Origin of the sequence: Microcoleus sp. S13_B4 (assembly GCF_036700885.1) — a bacterium.
Taxonomy (GTDB): domain Bacteria; phylum Cyanobacteriota; class Cyanobacteriia; order Cyanobacteriales; family Microcoleaceae; genus Microcoleus.
The window spans coordinates 198059-216016 of the sequence record NZ_JAUBPU010000001.1 but is presented as its reverse complement, the minus strand read 5'-3'; the positions used below and the strand labels follow the sequence as shown (position 1 = coordinate 216016).

The following is a 17958-nucleotide window of genomic DNA, read 5'->3' as shown; positions in this document are numbered from 1 at the left end:
ACAGTTAACTGACTAATGACTAATGACTAATTACTAATGATTAACGCATATTGGTTGCTCGATCGCAATATAACTTTCCTCAATCACGGCTCTTTTGGGGCCTGCCCAATTCCCGTACTCGAAGCGCAAACCGCTTTTCGAGAACAACTGGAAAGAGAACCATTGCGTTTTTTACTGCGGGAATTTGAACCCTTGTTGGATAATGCAAGAAATCAGTTAGCAACATTTATCGGTGCGGCTGAGGATGACTTGGTGTTTGTGCCAAATGCGACGACGGGAGTAAATGCAGTTTTGCGATCGCTCTGTTTTGCTCCGGGCGACGAATTACTAACTACAAATCAGGAATATAACGCTTGCCGCAACACACTTAATTTTGTAGCGGAACGTACAGGGGCTAAAGTAATAGTAGCCGAAGTGCCCTTTCCAATTGAGTCATCCGAGCAAATTATTGAAGCAATAATTAAGTGCGTTTCACCGCAAACAAAGTTAGCCTTATTAGACCACGTTGTCAGCCAAACAGGTTTAATATTTCCCATCAAACAATTAGTCGGCGAGTTAGCTAACCGTGGCGTCGATGTATTAGTAGACGGAGCTCATGCGCCGGGAATGGTAGCGCTGAATTTAGATGAAATTGGCGCGGCTTATTATACCGGAAATTGCCACAAATGGCTGTGCGCGCCGAAAGGTGCGGGCTTTCTGTACGTGCGGCGGGACAAGCAAGATGCCATTCGACCAACTACGATCAGTCACGGTGCTAATTCGCCCCGCGCTGATAAATCGCGCTTTCAATTAGAATTTGACTGGATGGGAACTGTCGATCCCAGTCCCTATTTGTGCGTGCCTGTAGCTATTGATTTTCTGGGTTCTTTGTTAAGCGGCGGCTGGCCGGAATTGAGGGCAAAAAATCATGCTTTAGCATTGGCGGGCAGAAAAATATTGGCGGAGAAATTAGATTTGCCGCTGCCTTGTCCTGATGATATGGTGGGTTCAATGGCTGTTGTGCCACTGGCAGACTCTCAGTCTGATGTGGTTGCAAAGGGAGGAATTCCACCTTTGCAAGAGGCGCTGTGGGAGATTTTTAAAATAGAAGTTCCGGTGATTCCTTGGCCGGATTCTAGTAAGCAGTTGGTGAGGATTTCGGCTCAGTTGTACAATACTTTGCCACAGTATCAATATTTAGCTAAGGCGCTAGTTGAGCTGACTAGAATTTGAGCTGGAGCTTCCAGAAAAGAAACATCACACCCAGCTACAAACAGTTATATGTTTGTAGTTAGAGTGTCGGTTCTCATAGTTTGGATGAATACAGAGTAGTTGTCCTTACTATAAAGGTAGTAAAGGTTATAGAAATAGGCATAATAAGAGTAAAAATTCTGCAAAAAATCATCTTGATTCCTATTTAATTTTTATTTTATTTACCTTAAATAAAAAGCTCAAAAAAAAACAGCTCTAAAACCCCATGACCCTAAATTTCGCCCATCCGCCCCAACCGCATAAAATTTGTAAATAACCCGCGAAAATTCCTAAGTTAAAACAGGGTTGTCAAAGCGGATAGCGCACAACTTCCGTGCAACAGAATATAATGTATCAACACTTGCATTTTTGCAGACAAAACAAAGGAAATGAAAAGAGGCGAATACCATGTCCAATGCCATGATGGTAATTTACCCCTATCGCGAACAGTACACCTGGGTTTTTGACGACGAGAGAGTCGGACTTGTCCGAGAACCTTTTGTTCAGGGCGTCCCCGAAATGATTAACGCGCTTGTCGCAGACATTCCCAATGCCGCTCAAGGTTTCCGACTTTTATTTTCAGCCAATCCATTTCCCGGATATCAAGCAGAAATGCTGTGGTTGAAAGCAGAGTACGGGGGTAACTGGTATCGGTGGGAATCGAAAAATCTCGAAGGCTGGCTGTGTCCGGCTATGCTCAAATACTTTCCAGAAGCACCGCCCAAGTTTTACTGCAAAGCTGAAAAACTGCAATAACCAACAGCAAGTCAATGAAAAACTTGTCAATTTTTAAAAGAGACTTTGTTACACCAGTCGATCAAACATCTCGAAAAAAGCCTAAATTCTTCCTGTATATAGTGGGGCTATTTTTCCTAGTCTTCACCGCCGCCATCTCGGCCACAATGGGGGCAATTACTGCCCTGTTAGCTCCCGTGGAACCTCCAATTATCAATAGAGTATTAGAGGCGACTGGCTTTGACTATCTATCCTCCAACCGCTCTGGATACCGACTGTCGCGGTCAGTTAATATCTTGATATTGGGAATTGACGGCGTGCCGGAAGCAGCAGCCAATTCCCCTAAGATTTTTGAGGGTCGCAGCGATACAATACTCTTATTTCACCTCGATCCTAGAGATAAATCTATTAGTTTACTTTCTGTTCCACGAGATACTAAAGTCGAAGTTCCCGGAATTAGCTTAAGCAAAATTAGCGAAGCCAATGCTACCGGAGGAGCAGCTTTGGCGACGCGATTGGTTAGCAGTATGCTGAACAATACGAGAATTGAACGATACGTGCGAGTCAGCAACAATGCGTTTCGGGAATTAGTCGATTTGTTGGGCGGAGTTGAGGTATTTGTACCTCGCGCCATGTCCTATACAGATACCGCCCAAAAGTTAAAAATAAACTTAGCCCAGGGATGGCAAACTCTCAACGGAGAACAAGCAGAACAATTTGCTCGATTTCGCAACGATGGTTTAGGAGATATTGGTCGCATTCAGCGACAGCAATCTTTAATTCAAGCTATTCGCGACCGCCTAGCAAGTCCATCAGTATTGGTGCGATTGCCACAAATTGTTCGATTGATGCAAAAATATGTGGATACAAACCTAAATTATGAGGAAATATTAACGCTGGCTAATTTCGGTTTGCAATTGGAGCGAGATAATTTTAAAATGGTAATGTTGCCGGGACGTTCTAGTTCAGAACAAGGAGATTTGAGGAGTTATTGGATGGTAGATGCGATCGGGCTCGATCGCATTATGACACAATATTTCAACCAGAGCGTGCCGGATTTTGCACAAGGAAGATTTCGCAATCCAGCCGAGTCCGTTTTGCCCAAAAACCTCAAAATAGCCGTCCAAAATGCTTCTAGCAAACCGACCACCGCAAAAAACGTTGCTGACTTTCTCACAAAAAAGGGCTTTTTTAATGTATCTGTGGTGCAGGATTCGCCGGAAAAGCAGCGTCAAAGTCAAATTATTGTTCAGCAAGGCGATTTAGAGGCAGCGAATCTACTGCAAAAAGAGTTAGGCGGCGGTAAAATTGAAGCATCTTCTACGGGTGAAATCAATTCTGACTTGACGCTTCGCGTTGGCGAAGATTGGGTAAAACGATTTTAATTAGTTATTAGTTATTAGTCAGCAGTCAACAGTCAACAGTCAACAAGGCCCAATTCCCTATTCCCATCATCATGAAAAGTGTTTTCCGAATTTTCCTGAGCCTCATTTTAAGTTTAGTGTTGGCTTTTGGGTGGGTGCTGCTGAGTGCTACTCCGGCATTTGCCCTGCCGAAAACAAGTATTAATTACACAAATATTAATTTGTCCGATCGCGATTTTTCCAACTCGGATTTAGCGGGGGGAACATTTGTCGCTGCGGAAATGCGGGGAACAAATTTTCAAGGTGCTGATTTAACTAATGCAATTTTGACTAAGGGAGTTTTGTTGAATGCCAACTTGTCAGGTGCCAACCTCTCCGGTGCTTTGGCAGATAGAGTTACATTCGACGGCGCTAATTTGACAAATGCTAATTTTTCCGAGGCAATTATGACTCGAACTCGGTTTTTTGATGCTGCAATTTCCGGCGCTGATTTTACTGACGCGATTATCGACGCTTATCAAGTGAGTATCCTGTGCGAGAAAGCAGATGGTGTCAATCCAGTGACGGGAGTTTCTACCCAAGAAAGTTTGGGATGTCCGTAGGAATTCACACTTAAAGAAAATCCCTGGCTAATTATTTGATTAGATGCACCTGTAGGGAGGTAAAATACACACATTAAAGCCCCTCTCCTGCAAGGCGAGGGGTTTGAGGAAATTTCCAAGTATCGGCTCTATCGAGCGCTACAAATGCCTGTGCTGGCAGTACCAACTACCAAATCGGAATTCAAAAGCAAATCTAAATCGGTGTCGGGATTAACAGCATACAAATCGACTTTATCTCGACCCAAAAACACCCCGATCAAAGTCCCGATTCCCGCACCGCCGAGCACCTCTTCAGTCGCGATCGCCCGATCGCCCGTAACACCTGCGATCGCCGCCGCTGCAGCAGCACCCAACGCCGTATTCTTAAGCAGATTACCAACATTAACGCCCTTAGTAACAGTTTCTTTCCTAGTAATCAGTTGCGAAGTGGCATTGAGAGGCACTCTGCTGCCGTTGATTATACTTAATTCTTGAGCCACAAACTGAACGCCCGAAGCAGTCGATCGCAATTCGCCACTAATTTTCGAGCCTTCGGGTATCAGCACTTGGCCATTATTACCCGTGATATCCGAAGCAACAGTCAGCGTAATCGGAGACTTGTCATTGGGGCCGAGCAAAATCTTGCCTTTTGCATACTCGACTGGAATAGTCGCCCCACTGGGAATTTTCACAGCAACAGACTCGCTAACATCAATCTTAGCAATGTAAGGAGAATTAATTGCTCTTGCTTGATTGGTACTCACTAATGTTTGATAGATAAAAGCAGCTACTTCAGCTCGCGTTGCTGACTTGTTAGGTTTGAGAGATTTAGGATTGGGATAGCTGACTACCAACTGTTTTTCAGTAGCAGCAGCAACGCTTTTGACAGCATAACTTTGAATCTCACCCGCATCATTATAGTAGCTGAGAACATCTTGAAAATCGCACCTAGGCTCATAGCCCATTCCGTTATTTAAAGCGACTACAACTTGAACGCGAGGAATCTGCTGTGTCGGCCTGAAAACATTGCCGGGATAGCCAGACATCCATCCCATTTCGTAAGCTTCGGCGATCGCCCCGCTTGCCCAAAAATTAGAGGGAACATCAGCAAACCTTACAGCAGCGCGGGTTTTTGCCTTTTTCACAGAACGCACCATTGCCGCGAATTCAGCCCGCGTTACCGGTGCATCCGGGCGGAAAGTGCGATCGGGAAATCCTTTGATAATTCCTCTTTCTGACAAATCTTGAATAAAGTCTTTTGCCCAGTAGTTATTATTAACATCCGAAAAAGCTGTCTGAGCAAAAGAAGGCGCGGGAGCTAGCATCGGCGCTGCGGTTGCGGCAACGGTTCCCAGTGTTAATAAAACAGATGTACCGGATTTAATGCGATGTAATACAGACATTTTTTGAGTCTCCAATTTACACATTTTTTTATTGAGGAGAACTACGCTTTTGAGAGGCTGATTGATTCCTGCCCAACTGGCTCTTTCCCTCAGTTATGTAATCATTATTGAATTCTTTTATTTTTCGTGCGGGGAAGATACGGTCTTTTAAAATAAATTTTTTTATTCTTGGTGTGGACTTGTAAAATGCTTAAATTCCTTAAGATCCTTATGTTGCTTATCTCCCTTATCTACCTTGTCTCTGCAATTAAGAGGAGTTAGGGACAAAGCCGTTTGATGTTAGTTAACTATATTAACTAAAAGTGAATATAATTAACTTTATCGAGAAATACCTGTTTGTTGCTTATGAGTAGCCTGACGTTTGCCTCTGCCCATCAGCTAGCGCGAATGATTCGCGATCGCGAAGTCTCTGCCGTCGAAGTTCTCGACGCTTACCTTACTCAAATCGCAAAGCACAACTCGCAATTAAACGCTATTTGTACGCTGGATGAAGACAATGCTCGTACTAGAGCAAGACTTGCCGATGAAGCCCTAGCCAGAGGAGAAAACTGGGGTGCTTTACATGGGGTTCCCATCAGGATTAAAGACATTTTTGAAACAGCCGGACTCCGCACCACAGCAGGCTATATTCCCCTCAAAGATTATGTGCCTCAACAGGATGCAACTGCTGTTGCGAGATTGCGGGCAGCAGGTGCTGTCATTATGGGAAAAACCAACATGGCGGAACTGGCTGCCGATTATCAAAGCACAAATTCTCTGTTTCCACGGGTAAATAATCCTTGGCATCTTGACTACACACCTGGTGGCAGTTCTGGAGGGAGTGCCGCTGCTGTCGCCGCCGGACTTTCACCGTTGGATTTGGGGAACGATTTCGGGGGTTCGGTGCGTCAACCCGCTCATTTCTGCGGCATATATGGTTTAAAGCCGACAGATCGCCGTATTTCTACAGCAGGGCAGATTCCTGAAGTGCCGGGAATGCCACTGTCTATTCGGCAAATGATGACCGTTGGGTGTTTTGCTCGATCGATCGAAGACATCCGGCTATGTTTTTCGTTAATTGCAGGCGCGGATCTGCGGCGCCCTGATGTCCCACCGATTCCGCTCGATCGACCCTCTGGCAAGCCTTTGCAGCATCTCAAAATCGCTTGGAGCGCTGAATGGGCCGAAGTTCCCGTTGCTTCTGAAATTCGAGCAGCTATGGAGTCGATCGTGCAGACACTCTCTGACGCAGGTGTCCAAACCGAACGCTGGCTTCCCAAAGACTTTGACCTTTCCCAAATATTGAATCTCTACGGACGGATCTCAATGTACCTCACTATCTACGCTCAACCGCAGGATAGATATAACCTGCGTCGTAGTTTAGAGTTAATCTTCCGCACCGCAACCCAAGGCGACAAGGAACTCCGAAAATTGGGAGATTTCAGCAGATTCCTACCTGAGATATTGAATCCAAGTTTGAAAGGATATTTCGAGGCACTCACACAGCGCGATCGCTTCACTGCCGATATGGATGAGGCATTAGAACCGTGGGATGTATGGCTTTGTCCTGTTGCGGCAACCGCTGCGTTTACCCATCGTCCCCCTTGGACTGCCCTTGATGTTAATGGCAGATCCTATCCTCATGCAGTGGCAAACGGAGCTTACACCATGCCTTCTAATCTTAGTGGACATCCTGCCGTGGTTATTCCAATTGGACAAACTCAAAATGGTTTACCGATTGGAATGCAAATTGTTGGTAAGCGGTGGCGTGAAATGGAGTTGTTGGCGATCGCAGAAGCGATCGACAAAGTGGTTGGTAGCTTGCAACACCCACCTGGTTACTGAGCATTTTATCAAGTGAAACTTGATGGTCAAGAATACAATCAGTGGTAGGGTTCGTCAGGTTTGAAATTTTTAATTGGCACGGAAAGTATGAATCGGACGCACCGTTTTTTGCGGGAGTGCGTAAGTTGTGAAATTCTTAGTTTGTAGCGGAAATAATGCTAGTTGACGCACCCTACTTCATTTTTACTGAGGACTAATGACTACTGAACTAATGACTAATGCTGGCGAGAGGCTCCCAACTTGTGACATCTTCAAATAAAGATTGATAGCCCGCTGCATTGGGATGAAGTCCGTCTGCAATCAAGCGCGATCGCCACCAATCACTGCCCCGATTTACCCATTTATCAAAAATATCTAGATAGGGAATTCCCCGCAACTCACAAGCTAATTTCGTTGCCTCTTTATACCGATATTGGTCAGCATGATTGTAATACAAACAATCTTGAAAAGGCATTTTACTTTCATCCACTGGCACCATCCCGACAAATATCACCGGACAAAGTTGTTGGGACAGGTTTAACAAATGATCCAAAACAGTTTTAAAATGTTCAAAATCAGTGTAGCTGCGCCCGGTAGGTGACTGCACTCTCGCCGAATCGTTGAGTCCGACGGAAAGAATAATCGCATCCGGGACGCGGTTTCTCAGTTCGCCCCGGTGCCGAAACTCGTTTTCGAGCCGCTGGGAGACTTGATAGGTGCGATCGCCCCGAACGCCCAAATTGTATAAAACGTGTCCTGCACTCTCCGGTAACATCCACTGGCGCCGCAATCTTTCCACCCAGCCACCGCCTACACCGTCGCCGAAACCGTAGATTAAGCTGTCGCCGAAAGCAACCAATTTGAGGGGATGAGAATTTCCCCGATGCAAGTGACCAAAGGAATAGGCTGTTGCTACCTGCATAAGCAATAATACTCAGTTAATAAATTATGAATCTTGACATACTAGACTAGAATGTAACATTACATAAAGTAGGTAGTCTCATGGTTAAGCGTCCAACCTTCGATTCAACTCAGCTTACCCGTCGGGCGGAAGAGTTGATTAACGGTGCATCCAACCGCTATCGGATTACGGTGCAGGTGGCGAACCGCGCAAAACGCCGTCGCTATGAAGATTTTGACAATATGGACGACCATCAAATGAAACCTGTAATGCGGGCGATATTTGAGATGTCGGACGAACTGAGTCAGCCGGAAATTATCGGAGACATCTAGACTTCGGAAGTTTTGGGTTTTGAGTGGTGAATTGCGAGCAATTTTTGTCAACTCAAAACTCACAACTTTTTCAAACTAGACTTGGGCGCACGGGACGAGAAACCCAGTTTATTCCTAGCTGCCTGGTTAAGAAACCTCTGATTTTTCTAATAAACCGGGTTGATGAGTGTAAATCCTAAAATTATAAACTAGGACATCTCCTGGCGGCTAAGTGTATGAAATTATTCTATTTTTCAAATTTTTGTCAAAACCGTGAATAGATTAAAGCAGGGCTTAAGTTTTCTGTTTGTTACTTTGAGTGTAGCGATTTTCACGCTTTTGAGTTGGGTATTGGAATCCGGGGAACTGAGTATGTCGGCTTTGGAACCTTCGCTGCTGCGGAGTTCTGAGTCTGCCTCAGTGCAGCGGGTGGCTCAACAATCTGCGCCGTCGCAAGTGAGGGTGCAAGATGCGTGGAAATTGGTGTACGAAAAATTGCCGGATTTGCCGATCGAGAATAACTACATTTCCAAGGAAACAGGAAAAGTCGATCCTACCAATACTTTAGTCGGGCGGTTGATTCGATATCACGTATTTGTCAAAGGACGACCACCCAATTACCGCTTTGATTGGAAGTTGAGTTTAGCTGATTATTTGGGGGCGACTCCCGATTATTTGGTGGAAAGCGTTTATCCGGGAAACGACGTTTTGCGATCAAATCCGATGGAACAGGATCGCGCTGCTATTCAAAGGTTAAATAGAGTACAGCGGGATGCTTTGGTTCAAGCTTTGGTTGATGTTTTTAGGGAGAATTCAGGGGGTGGGCGCACACCGACGGCGGGGGAAAAACCACAAGGGCGATCGAATTCCCCGGAAATACCGCAGCCACAGCCGGGAGATGCGAAGTTGCTGATACCTTAATACTCATGGATACAGAAACCTGGTTTTTTACGGAAATATTGTTTTTGAGCCTTTAACACAGGTAAAAAACCCGTTTTCTTTCGTATTTATGGGTAAGTCCTACTAATCTAAAATCCAAAATCTAAAATCTAAAATCCCTCAATGGTGGAACGTGTAATTAAAACGGGTGTTGGGTGGCGTTTGGGATGGAACCCGGAGGCGGAAGAGTTTCAGGGTTTGGTGGCTGGCGACGGTTGGGCGATCGAACTCACGGAGGCTGAGTTGAACGATTTTTGCCGATTGTTGGGGCAATTAGCCGGCACAATGAGTCACATGGCCTCTGAGTTAATGGACGAGGAAAAAATCGCTATTGAAGCCGAAAGCGACTTGCTGTGGGTGCAGGTGGAAGGCTATCCCGAAGCTTACAGTGTGCAATTGATCTTGAATGCTGGCCGAAGGTGCGAGGGTTTTTGGCCGACGGCTGCGGTTCCGACTTTGGTGCAGGCCGCAAAAGTTTTAAAAGTTTTTTGACTTTTTCGGGAATTCTATGCTAAGCTATTAAAGCTGTCGGGGCGTAGCGCAGCTTGGTAGCGCACTACTTTGGGGTAGTAGGGGTCGTGGGTTCAAATCCCGCCGCTCCGATTGTGATAAAACCTTCTCTATGAGAAGGTTTTGTTGTTTTAGGGCCGACGACGCAGCTCTTAACATTCTCAATTAGGGGCATCGGCTCAGAAACAAGAATCAATCTTTGCATCCGAACATTCTATAGCTGTATCCTCAAATTCAAAGGCTTTGCGATTGCTTCGCGACCCTCAAAATGAAATTAATCATAAAAAAATGGCGTTTGTACTTGACAAACGCCATTTTATAGAATTACAAACGCGGCGTCTTATCTTGTTTAAACGACGCTAACCATTCGCGAATTTGGTCGGCCGCAATCTCGCGCCCGCCCAAACCAAAAGCTAGAGCAATGCCAACTGCGATCGCCCCAAGCAGCAGCCCGAAAGCCAAATTGACAATATCGCTGCCAATGCCCATCTGTTGCAGCGCCAAGGCCGAAACAAAGGCAATAATCGCAATCCGAGCCGCTTGGCCCAAAAGCCGCGCTTGGCGAGTTCCAGAACTGGCAATCAAACTAAACGCCAGATTCGCCAAATACAAGCCGATCGCAAATACCACCAAACCAGCTAGCACGCGACCTGCAACCAGCACAATACCGCTAACAATCGCCGTCAGCGCTGGAATCCCGAGCACGTCGGTAGCCGCCACCACAGCAAACAGCATGATGCCTACCTGCACCACAATGCCGACAAACTCAGAAGGCGTGCGAGCCGGAAGTTCGGGTTCCTGAAGAATCGTTGCGTCAGGATCGATCGAACTTGGCGGTAGCCTCAGCGGCTGTTTCGGTGGCTGCACTCCCAACCAAGAAAAGACATTGTTGAAGCCAATTCCCGTCAGGATATTAGTCACCAAATCGGCGATCCAGCGACCCAAAATGTAAGCAACCGCCACAATCAGCGCGGCCGTGAAGATTTTGGGAACCGCGCCCAAAATGTCGTTGAGCATGGCGACAGCAGGCTGCGAAATCGCCTGAATGTCCAAAGCGTTCAGAGCTGCGATCGCTGTTGGAATCAAAATCAAAACATAGACTATCGTCCCGACAATCCACGACAGCGATTGTCCGCCCGAAGTCCGCGAAATTCCAAACCGAGCGCCCAAACTGTCCGCCCCAGCAGCAGCCAACAGATTTGTGACAATTCGCCGCACCACCATAGCCAGCAGCCAGCCGACAAACCCAATCAGCACAGCTTCCAGAATTTTCGGAATTGCCGCCAGAATTTGGTTCAGCAAATTATTCACTGGCAGCAGAGCCTGCTGCATTTCCAGTGAGTCGAGAATCAGCGGCAAAAACAGCAGAAAAATGAACCAGTACAGCGCATTCGCCACAGTATCGCTCAGCAGCAAAGGGCGCTCAGTGGGCGCTGCGCCTACCTCCTGATTCAAGCGCTCGTCCACGCTAAAAGTCCGCATCGCCCGCGATACGGCCATTTTGGCTACAGTTGCCAACAGCCAAGCAATCCCCAACCAAATTAGCGCGCCGGCTAACTTCGGCAAGAAACCGGTAATTTGATTGAGAAAAGTATTGAGGGGTTGCGAGACAGCCGTTAGATTCAGGCGGTTGAAAAAGGCAACCAGGAAAAAGATAAAAATGATCCAGAACACCGCTGCGGAAATCCATTTTTCCACTTGCGGGGCTCCAGCTCCTTCCGGCCGCCCGGTAATCCAAGCAGCGAGCCGATTGTCGATCGTAGTCTTCTTGAGCAATCCCCCCACTACAGATGAGACGAGGGCTGATACTATCAAGCCAATGAGCAGGATACCGACGGCCCAGAGGAGATTTTCAATGTTTGATCCCTGAAGGAAATTGTTAATTCCGCGTTCAGCATCTGTCAGGGCATTCCCGGGCTGTGCTTGTGCCAAAATGCGATCGGACAACGCCGCTATGGGGCCCGATATCGGTTGAGTTATTTCTTGCCAAGTTTCATTCATTTTTTTCTCAGGTTAACGTCAGATTTGACAAGGAGAAGACGAAACTTTAATAATAGTTCCAAAAAATCTAGACATCGCCTAAATTTAATGTTTGTACACTTTTAATCGTACTGGGTTAACTACAAAACCCTCTATCTAATTGGGGATAAACCCATCTCCGACTGCTTGTGAACCAATAATCAAAGAACCGTTTACCTGGGCCTTTATGAAGCGTCCAGTTTTGGTTCTGAACAATCCTCTTTTTACCCTACTGCCAATGTAGTCGGAATGTTGTTGAATTGGTTCCCACTCCAAAGCTGAACATTTTGAGGTGTAACTCTCCTCAACTAACACAACTTGAATTCCCGCAAGTTGTCCTTTGTACTGCAACATTTCCAGAAATCGGCGATGGGGAATACAGGCAAAATTTTGATTTTTAGTCAAACCCGTATTAATCCCCTCTTTAAAATCCTGGTTCCAGCCTATAACCAGCAAGCCCATTTGATGATTGACGAGTTCTTTTATAACTGCGGAACTCGTCGTGTGGAGGTAGTAATCCACTTTACAGTTACGCTTGTGCCACAATTTGGCAAGTTTTTTACTGTTTTTTTCCGCTGCGGGCAGCAATGATTTTAAGGCCGCTGAAACTTGATTGCAGTAATGATTGGTGGACTTAACAGCCCGTCCATCGTAGATTGTGGGTACTAACCCAAGAACATTGTAGGTTAATGTTGCCAGATTGTTTAATCCTAAATTGATGACAGCTACTCTCTGATTAACTTGTAAAGGCTGTTCTAACTTCTCATAGAGCACCTCGACCACATAACAACCTACTTTGGGAAGAATCCGGATTTCCCGAATCGAGGTGACTCTTGAGGGCAACCAAATATTAGTCCCAGAGGGGCGAACATATCCTTTTTTTAAGGCTCTTTTGCTGACAGTTTGACAATTAAATATAACTACATAGCGCCCATCCTCTATTTTTCGCTCTGTTAAACCTTGATAATGAGGGATTTGCGGTGCTGCTTTAAATTTAGTAGGGTCTTCCTGATAGTTTCGCAGGGCCAGATAATAGCTAGTCCATGCTTTGAGGACTAAGCCGAGCCTGCTTTGTGCTACCTTCGCCGACAGTGCTTTGTAATCAGGACTTGTTTTGAGCGCCCGATAAACAGCCAGAGCGTTTGTTTGTTGGCTGGCGAAAAAGTTTTGACGGTAGATGTAGTTAGCGTTGTTGTAAAGATTTTTGCCTAGCCAAGAAAGTCGATCGGCTTCTCGATAAAACCTATGATTTGGTTTAATGACGTGCCTTTCAACTAGCTGCATAAATGGTATATATACTTTAATTCAAGATGATACACTGTATTTATGAGTGTGTCAATCTTTTTATTTCTGGAAAAATTGACGTTACAAGTAAATAAAGGACTATAAAGTAAGCAAAGTTTTGTAATCCCCTCCTTGTTGCAGGTTCTCATGTCAATTCGTCAAGTTTTCGAGCAATCCATTGAAATTCGCGCTGCTGCTACTCTGGTGGAGCGTTGTATAGTCGATCGCACTTTAATGCACAAGTGGCTCAATCCCTTGCTACGCTGCGATCCCCAGGGCGAATGGGATACTGCCGTAGGAAGTCGTAGCTTATTTATCATACAAGTTCCGGTTTTGCAACCCACTTTGGAGAGTGTTGTGTTGGAGCGACAACCAGGTTTAATTGTGTGGGGGTTTGACGGATTTTTCAAAGGATGCGATCGTTGGGAATGCCAGCCGCAAATCCAAGGAACTCTCTTGATTAACCGTTTTGAATTTCAAATTCCCAATCGTTTAATTAGATTTGGTTTCAATCGCTTTGCAGCCCCTTGGACGCAGAAAGACATGAAAGACCAACTCCGCCGGCTCAAGCGCGTAGCCGAGCAATTATCTCAAAAAATGGGTAATGTATAATGGGTAAGGGGTAATGGGGAACTTTTACCCTCGCGTAGCCGAAGTAGGGGTAATTTGTAATAGCTGAAAACCAAGAGCTAATAGGAAAAAAAGCACCAACTTCCCAATTCCCCATTCCCAATTCCCCATTCCCTCCAAGTTCAGTTATTTACTTCCCACTTCCTGATGGACTGGGTTGACAAATCACTTGTCTGGCAGAATTCACCGCTTGGCCGGCGGTATTTTGCAAAGCCGGGGAATTCTGATACAAAGCTTGCAAATCTTGCATATCTTTAATCACTCGCTCGTAGATAGCCATAGCTTGATTGCCATCAACTTCTAAGGCCGGAGGGCTGTAATTTTGCATCACTTCAATCAGCGATATTTTGCCATCTTTGGAAGCTGCGACTAAAGCATCGCGCAGGGCCGGCGCGCTTTGCAGCCGAGTTGCCGGCGTATAAGCAACCTCCCCCAATTGTTTGAAAACAATTTCCCCAAAATAAGTGCTTGCCAGCCGCGCTACTAATTGAGAATCTAAAGGCACTTCTCTCGTTAATATTTCGCGCACCGACTCGGGAGTTTGTTTGGCAAGACTCAGAACGCTTTGCAGTTGAGATGATGCTTTGCCAGTTTGTGCAAAGCTTTGCAAGTCGCTCATCGGTAATGTTACGTCAACAGCACCGTATTTTACGGTAACATTATCTAATGCAAAGGCTTTGCCACTGCTTAGGAATACTGCACTTGTTCCCAGCAAAAGCGCCAAACCTAATGATAAAGACTTTGACATTCTTTTGGTTAAATGGGCTGACAGCGGTTGCATTCCGTTGAGATAACCTTGTTGAAACTGAAAGTTCATGAGTTTGTGCCTCTTTACGTCAAAATACTTTTTAGATCGCTCGTCTGTGCGGATATCTGTGCGGATATCTGTCGGGAAAGTCGAATCGGGATTTCCGTAAATGACCTATAACTTTACATTCAAGTCAAGCAAATTCCACCTATCAAAAGATAGGTGTTAATTGACAATTAATATGTTATGCTTACCCTTTTGAGAATTTTACATACCTTTGCAAAAATGATAAAAGCGAAATTTGGTCGTCGGGCAGCAGTTTATTGAGTGTCACTTGAATATGTCTTATAGTGTGCTGTGGGACATATATAGCAAGACTAAATCATTTGTGAATTTCTTACTCCCTCCCCGAACCCGCGGGGAGGGTTGGAGTGGGGTAAAAAATTTACGACTCCTGCAAGGATTGCTATAGCGAATTTAAGTTCAAAGATCCCGATCGAGCCGATCGACCAATTGGCGAATTCTAGCAGCATCAGGAGCATTCGGAGCATTTCTCAGGTATAGTTCCAAATCGTGGCGCGCTTCGACCAAGCGTCCCAGTTGATAATAGAGAATTCCGCGATCGCGCCGTTCCCCCAGCGCATCGGGAAACAGCAGCAAAATCCGTTCGATCGCTCCGAGTACCCTCAAAGCATCTCGCTGTTGCAAGTAAATCGCCTTCAGATTTCCCAGCATTCGCCCCAAAAAATGTCGGCGACTTACCGGAGCGAGAAAACTCGGCTGCAACTCCATAGGTTGACCGTAAATTTGAGAAAGTCGGGCTTGACAATCTTCAGGAAATAATATCTCGCCGCCGTTAAACGCATCAACAAAAATGCCAGCCTCTTCAAAATCCGGTCTAATTAAAAAATGTCCCGGCATCCCAATACCCACCATCGGAAAATCAATGCGCTTAGCAACCTCCAAATAAACCAGAGATAAAGATATCGGAATGCCAGTACGCCGATCGAGCACTTCATTCAAAAAGCTATTGCCGGGGTCGTAATAATCAGTATCATTGCCCGAAAACTGCAACTCCCCATATAAATAGGCGTTAATAGTTTGAATAATCCGCAGCGGATAATTCTGTGCCGGCAGGCGATCGCGCACTTCATCTGCGATCGTGTCGAGAGCGTTGAGATATTCCTCTGGCTCTAAATTTGGGTATTCTTCCAAAGCCATGTAAAGAGCCGCTTTCGCCAGGTCGATCGAGCCATCCGGCTGATTTATTTCTCGATAAAAGAGTTGTCGGGCGATCGGAAAATCCATATTTATGATTTATTTGATTTTAATTGACATTTTATACGAATATCCCGTTGCCCAAAAAAATATTAAAAACATCTCTCTTCTCTTCCTCTCTGCGTTCTCTGCGCCCTCTGCGGTTCAAAAAAAACAGTCTTGTATGTAACGCGCACCTTACAGCTTAACTTCTAACCTTCAAATCCCGTGACTTTTGCCAATCACCCAACTGCGGCGAAAAATCCGAGCCAAAGTCGATTCTTCCAAAGCAAAATAGATAGGCCGGCCGTGAGGACAAGTGCGCGGATTGCGAGTTTGCTGCCATTCATCTAACAAATTCTGCATTTGGGAAAGACTCAAAGGAGTACCGTTTCGCATAGCACTACGGCAAGCAGTCGCAACTTGAGCCGCTTGTAAATCGGCTACTTTACTGAGTTCAAAAAGCGCATCCGCACAGTCATCTCGATCGGCTAACAATTCAGGAACTTCGCGGGCGGCCCATAGGTGTTCCCCAAATGTTTCTACTTCCAAGCCTAAGCGAGATAAATTCTCAATTTGTAGCGCCGATAATTGACTAAGAATCACGGGTTTTTCTAGACATTTTAGCTGCCAAGCCGCGCACAAGTGCTCGTACAAAACGCGCTCGTGAGCGATGTGCTGTTCCACCAACCACATTCCGCTGGAATGTTCGGCAACAATGTAAGTATTGTGAACTTGAGCGATCGCCCTCAATTCCATCAATCCTATTTTATTACCTTTTGCGTCTTCGCCGCCGTCCTCATTCTGCCTAGCCGAAATCCCCACACTGTAAGCACTTTTTTGTTCCGATGCCTTCAGCAATTTTCCCACTCGCTCGGGAATGGGGACAGCAGGCAAAACTTCATCATTCAGGTGCAAAGCACGAGTAATTGCCGCGCTAACTTGTGATTGCCAAAAACTCGGATCGTGCAGATAAATTTCTGCTTTAGCCGGGTGGCGGTTCCAGTCGATTTCCGAGGGGGAGATTTGCAGGTGAACAAAACACACGGGATAGCGATCGCGCGGACAAGTGCGGGCAAAGGCGCTGAGAATAGTTTGCTCTAATTCGGGCGATCGCACAACTCGCCGATTTACCCCCACCTTCACCCAATCCGGCCGCCTGCGGTGACAGCGATCGGGCAAACCAATTACTAATTCTAAAAACTGGGAATTGGCAACTGGTAATTGGTAATTGGCAACTGGTAATTGGTAATTAGGCTTAACTGTAGCGCCAACAAGTTGAGTTTCTACCAATAAATTTGCTGCTTTCTGAGTTTGAGGACTCGCAGGCAAATCTAACTTTAAATACTGCAAATCGCTCGATCGCACACCGCGCACGAATTGAGGTAAAAGTTGTTCCGCTGTGCTACCAGGAGTTACGTGCAAACAAGGCGTATTTCCTTGACGCAACTGCCAATTAACGTGCGGGTGACAAATAGCAATTTGCTGAAGGGTTAATTGGATCGATCGCATTTGCTGCGTCGGTGACAAAAAACTGCGGCGCACCGGCCAATTGCCAAACAAATTATCAACAGTCACCACCGTACCAGGAGCGATCGCCGCTGTTTCTACCTCCACAGCAACACCCGCGTTGTTGTAAACCACCCGCCAGCCCGATCGAGCATTTTCAACTCCCGCCTTGTTAAACGATGATTTGGCGGGGTTTGGTGCCGAATCTCGATTTTCCGAAAAATTCCCCAATCCCCAATCATTCGATCGGCTCAAAACCTCCAAACAGCCCAACTGAGCCAAACTGTGCAAAGCTTCCCCACGAAATCCCAAAGTAGCAATTTTGTAAAGGTCAGCTTCAGTGGTAATTTTGCTCGTACTGTGGGGCGAAGCCGCCTGCTGCAAATTTTCCAGATCCATTCCCGTACCATTATCTGCAACTTGCACCCGCCACTGTTCGGGCCAGACAGAAACAACAATGCGAGTTGCGCCAGCATCCAGAGAATTTTCAACTAATTCTCGTACCGCTGCGGCGATCGAGTCAATCACCTCGCCGGCGGCAATTAAATTGATAACTTCTGTGGGTAAGGTTTGAATAGTAACTGGCATCAAATTTTTAGCAGTTCGTTAATTCAATTATACTGGATTCTGCAAGTCGCTACACCGTATTAGGACTTACGCTCTTAAACTAGGTTTAGTAGAAAAATATTGTTTTATAACAAGATATCTACTTATCAACCAAATCTCTGATGCTG

At 45.8% G+C, this 17958-nt stretch carries 16 protein-coding genes and 1 tRNA gene; 10 read left to right on the top strand and 7 right to left on the bottom strand.

Annotation, left to right across the window (positions count from 1 at the left end):
• Positions 1-36: 36 nt before the first annotated feature.
• From QT994_RS00890 to QT994_RS00875, 4 genes are all read left to right on the top strand, one after another.
• A complete protein-coding gene (locus QT994_RS00890) occupies positions 37-1212 on the top strand; it encodes an aminotransferase class V-fold PLP-dependent enzyme (protein WP_333170955.1) in 1176 nt (391 codons plus the stop codon).
• A gap of 426 nt (positions 1213-1638) precedes the next feature.
• The gene (locus QT994_RS00885) at positions 1639-1986 is read left to right on the top strand and encodes a DUF6717 family protein (RefSeq protein ID WP_333048237.1); all 348 of its coding nucleotides are present in this window, start codon (positions 1639-1641) and stop codon (positions 1984-1986) included.
• 14 nt (positions 1987-2000) lie between these two features.
• The gene (locus tag QT994_RS00880) at positions 2001-3350 is read left to right on the top strand and encodes an LCP family protein (protein WP_333170952.1); all 1350 of its coding nucleotides are present in this window, start codon (positions 2001-2003) and stop codon (positions 3348-3350) included.
• Positions 3351-3421: 71 nt separating this feature from the next.
• Positions 3422-3931, top strand: coding sequence for a pentapeptide repeat-containing protein (locus QT994_RS00875; protein ID WP_333170950.1), 510 nt, complete (start codon positions 3422-3424; stop codon positions 3929-3931).
• 128 nt (positions 3932-4059) lie between these two features.
• On the opposite strand, the gene QT994_RS00870 is transcribed toward QT994_RS00875, so the two are convergent.
• Complete coding sequence (locus tag QT994_RS00870) at positions 4060-5313, bottom strand: S-layer homology domain-containing protein (protein ID WP_333170947.1); 1254 nt, start codon at positions 5311-5313, stop codon at positions 4060-4062.
• 345 nt (positions 5314-5658) lie between these two features.
• Here QT994_RS00870 and QT994_RS00865 point away from each other — a divergent pair, with 345 nt between their 5' ends.
• On the top strand, positions 5659-7137 hold the full coding sequence (locus QT994_RS00865) for an amidase (RefSeq protein WP_333170945.1): 1479 nt from the start codon (positions 5659-5661) through the stop codon (positions 7135-7137).
• A 208-nt stretch (positions 7138-7345) separates the two neighbouring features.
• On the opposite strand, the gene QT994_RS00860 is transcribed toward QT994_RS00865, so the two are convergent.
• Positions 7346-8038 carry a GDSL-type esterase/lipase family protein gene (locus tag QT994_RS00860; protein ID WP_333170942.1) on the bottom strand — a complete coding sequence of 231 codons (693 nt, stop codon included), beginning with the start codon at positions 8036-8038 and terminating at the stop codon, positions 7346-7348.
• An 80-nt stretch (positions 8039-8118) separates the two neighbouring features.
• Here QT994_RS00860 and QT994_RS00855 point away from each other — a divergent pair, with 80 nt between their 5' ends.
• The 4 genes from QT994_RS00855 (at position 8119) to QT994_RS00840 (ending at position 9870) form a co-directional block, all read left to right on the top strand.
• A complete protein-coding gene (locus QT994_RS00855) occupies positions 8119-8349 on the top strand; it encodes a DNA-directed RNA polymerase subunit omega (RefSeq protein ID WP_242721767.1) in 231 nt (76 codons plus the stop codon).
• A 252-nt stretch (positions 8350-8601) separates the two neighbouring features.
• A complete protein-coding gene (locus QT994_RS00850; RefSeq protein ID WP_333170939.1) occupies positions 8602-9249 on the top strand; it encodes a hypothetical protein in 648 nt (215 codons plus the stop codon).
• 141 nt (positions 9250-9390) lie between these two features.
• Positions 9391-9759, top strand: coding sequence for a DUF1818 family protein (locus QT994_RS00845; protein WP_333048172.1), 369 nt, complete (start codon positions 9391-9393; stop codon positions 9757-9759).
• A gap of 37 nt (positions 9760-9796) precedes the next feature.
• A tRNA-Pro gene (locus QT994_RS00840) sits at positions 9797-9870 on the top strand.
• A gap of 231 nt (positions 9871-10101) precedes the next feature.
• Here the strand turns inward: QT994_RS00840 and QT994_RS00835 are convergent.
• Both QT994_RS00835 and QT994_RS00830 read right to left on the bottom strand, forming a co-directional pair.
• Positions 10102-11778 carry a mechanosensitive ion channel gene (locus tag QT994_RS00835; RefSeq protein WP_333048173.1) on the bottom strand — a complete coding sequence of 559 codons (1677 nt, stop codon included), beginning with the start codon at positions 11776-11778 and terminating at the stop codon, positions 10102-10104.
• A 135-nt stretch (positions 11779-11913) separates the two neighbouring features.
• A complete protein-coding gene (locus QT994_RS00830; protein WP_333170937.1) occupies positions 11914-13080 on the bottom strand; it encodes a transposase in 1167 nt (388 codons plus the stop codon).
• A gap of 147 nt (positions 13081-13227) precedes the next feature.
• Between QT994_RS00830 and QT994_RS00825 the strand changes: the two genes are divergently transcribed.
• Positions 13228-13692 carry an SRPBCC family protein gene (locus tag QT994_RS00825; protein ID WP_333048177.1) on the top strand — a complete coding sequence of 155 codons (465 nt, stop codon included), beginning with the start codon at positions 13228-13230 and terminating at the stop codon, positions 13690-13692.
• A gap of 148 nt (positions 13693-13840) precedes the next feature.
• On the opposite strand, the gene QT994_RS00820 is transcribed toward QT994_RS00825, so the two are convergent.
• The 3 genes from QT994_RS00820 to mutL form a co-directional block, all read right to left on the bottom strand.
• Positions 13841-14527, bottom strand: a complete 687-nt coding sequence (locus tag QT994_RS00820) for an alpha/beta hydrolase (protein ID WP_333170935.1) — start codon at positions 14525-14527, stop codon at positions 13841-13843.
• Positions 14528-14941: 414 nt separating this feature from the next.
• Complete coding sequence (locus QT994_RS00815) at positions 14942-15766, bottom strand: transglutaminase family protein (RefSeq protein ID WP_333170932.1); 825 nt, start codon at positions 15764-15766, stop codon at positions 14942-14944.
• A 168-nt stretch (positions 15767-15934) separates the two neighbouring features.
• Complete coding sequence (gene mutL / locus QT994_RS00810; protein WP_333170929.1) at positions 15935-17812, bottom strand: DNA mismatch repair endonuclease MutL; 1878 nt, start codon at positions 17810-17812, stop codon at positions 15935-15937.
• Positions 17813-17958: the final 146 nt, after the last annotated feature.

What these genes read in the sequence shown, in the direction of transcription:
- QT994_RS00890 (WP_333170955.1), top strand. Translation starts at nt 37, where the DNA reads ATGATTAACGCATATTGGTTGCTCGATCGCAATATAACTTTCCTCAAT.
- QT994_RS00885 (WP_333048237.1), top strand. Translation starts at nt 1,639, where the DNA reads ATGTCCAATGCCATGATGGTAATTTACCCCTATCGCGAACAGTACACC.
- QT994_RS00880 (WP_333170952.1), top strand. Translation starts at nt 2,001, where the DNA reads ATGAAAAACTTGTCAATTTTTAAAAGAGACTTTGTTACACCAGTCGAT.
- QT994_RS00875 (WP_333170950.1), top strand. Translation starts at nt 3,422, where the DNA reads ATGAAAAGTGTTTTCCGAATTTTCCTGAGCCTCATTTTAAGTTTAGTG.
- QT994_RS00870 (WP_333170947.1), bottom strand. Translation starts at nt 5,313, where the DNA reads ATGTCTGTATTACATCGCATTAAATCCGGTACATCTGTTTTATTAACA.
- QT994_RS00865 (WP_333170945.1), top strand. Translation starts at nt 5,659, where the DNA reads ATGAGTAGCCTGACGTTTGCCTCTGCCCATCAGCTAGCGCGAATGATT.
- QT994_RS00860 (WP_333170942.1), bottom strand. Translation starts at nt 8,038, where the DNA reads ATGCAGGTAGCAACAGCCTATTCCTTTGGTCACTTGCATCGGGGAAAT.
- QT994_RS00855 (WP_242721767.1), top strand. Translation starts at nt 8,119, where the DNA reads ATGGTTAAGCGTCCAACCTTCGATTCAACTCAGCTTACCCGTCGGGCG.
- QT994_RS00845 (WP_333048172.1), top strand. Translation starts at nt 9,391, where the DNA reads ATGGTGGAACGTGTAATTAAAACGGGTGTTGGGTGGCGTTTGGGATGG.
- QT994_RS00835 (WP_333048173.1), bottom strand. Translation starts at nt 11,778, where the DNA reads ATGAATGAAACTTGGCAAGAAATAACTCAACCGATATCGGGCCCCATA.
- QT994_RS00830 (WP_333170937.1), bottom strand. Translation starts at nt 13,080, where the DNA reads ATGCAGCTAGTTGAAAGGCACGTCATTAAACCAAATCATAGGTTTTAT.
- QT994_RS00825 (WP_333048177.1), top strand. Translation starts at nt 13,228, where the DNA reads ATGTCAATTCGTCAAGTTTTCGAGCAATCCATTGAAATTCGCGCTGCT.
- QT994_RS00820 (WP_333170935.1), bottom strand. Translation starts at nt 14,527, where the DNA reads ATGAACTTTCAGTTTCAACAAGGTTATCTCAACGGAATGCAACCGCTG.
- QT994_RS00815 (WP_333170932.1), bottom strand. Translation starts at nt 15,766, where the DNA reads ATGGATTTTCCGATCGCCCGACAACTCTTTTATCGAGAAATAAATCAG.
- mutL (WP_333170929.1), bottom strand. Translation starts at nt 17,812, where the DNA reads ATGCCAGTTACTATTCAAACCTTACCCACAGAAGTTATCAATTTAATT.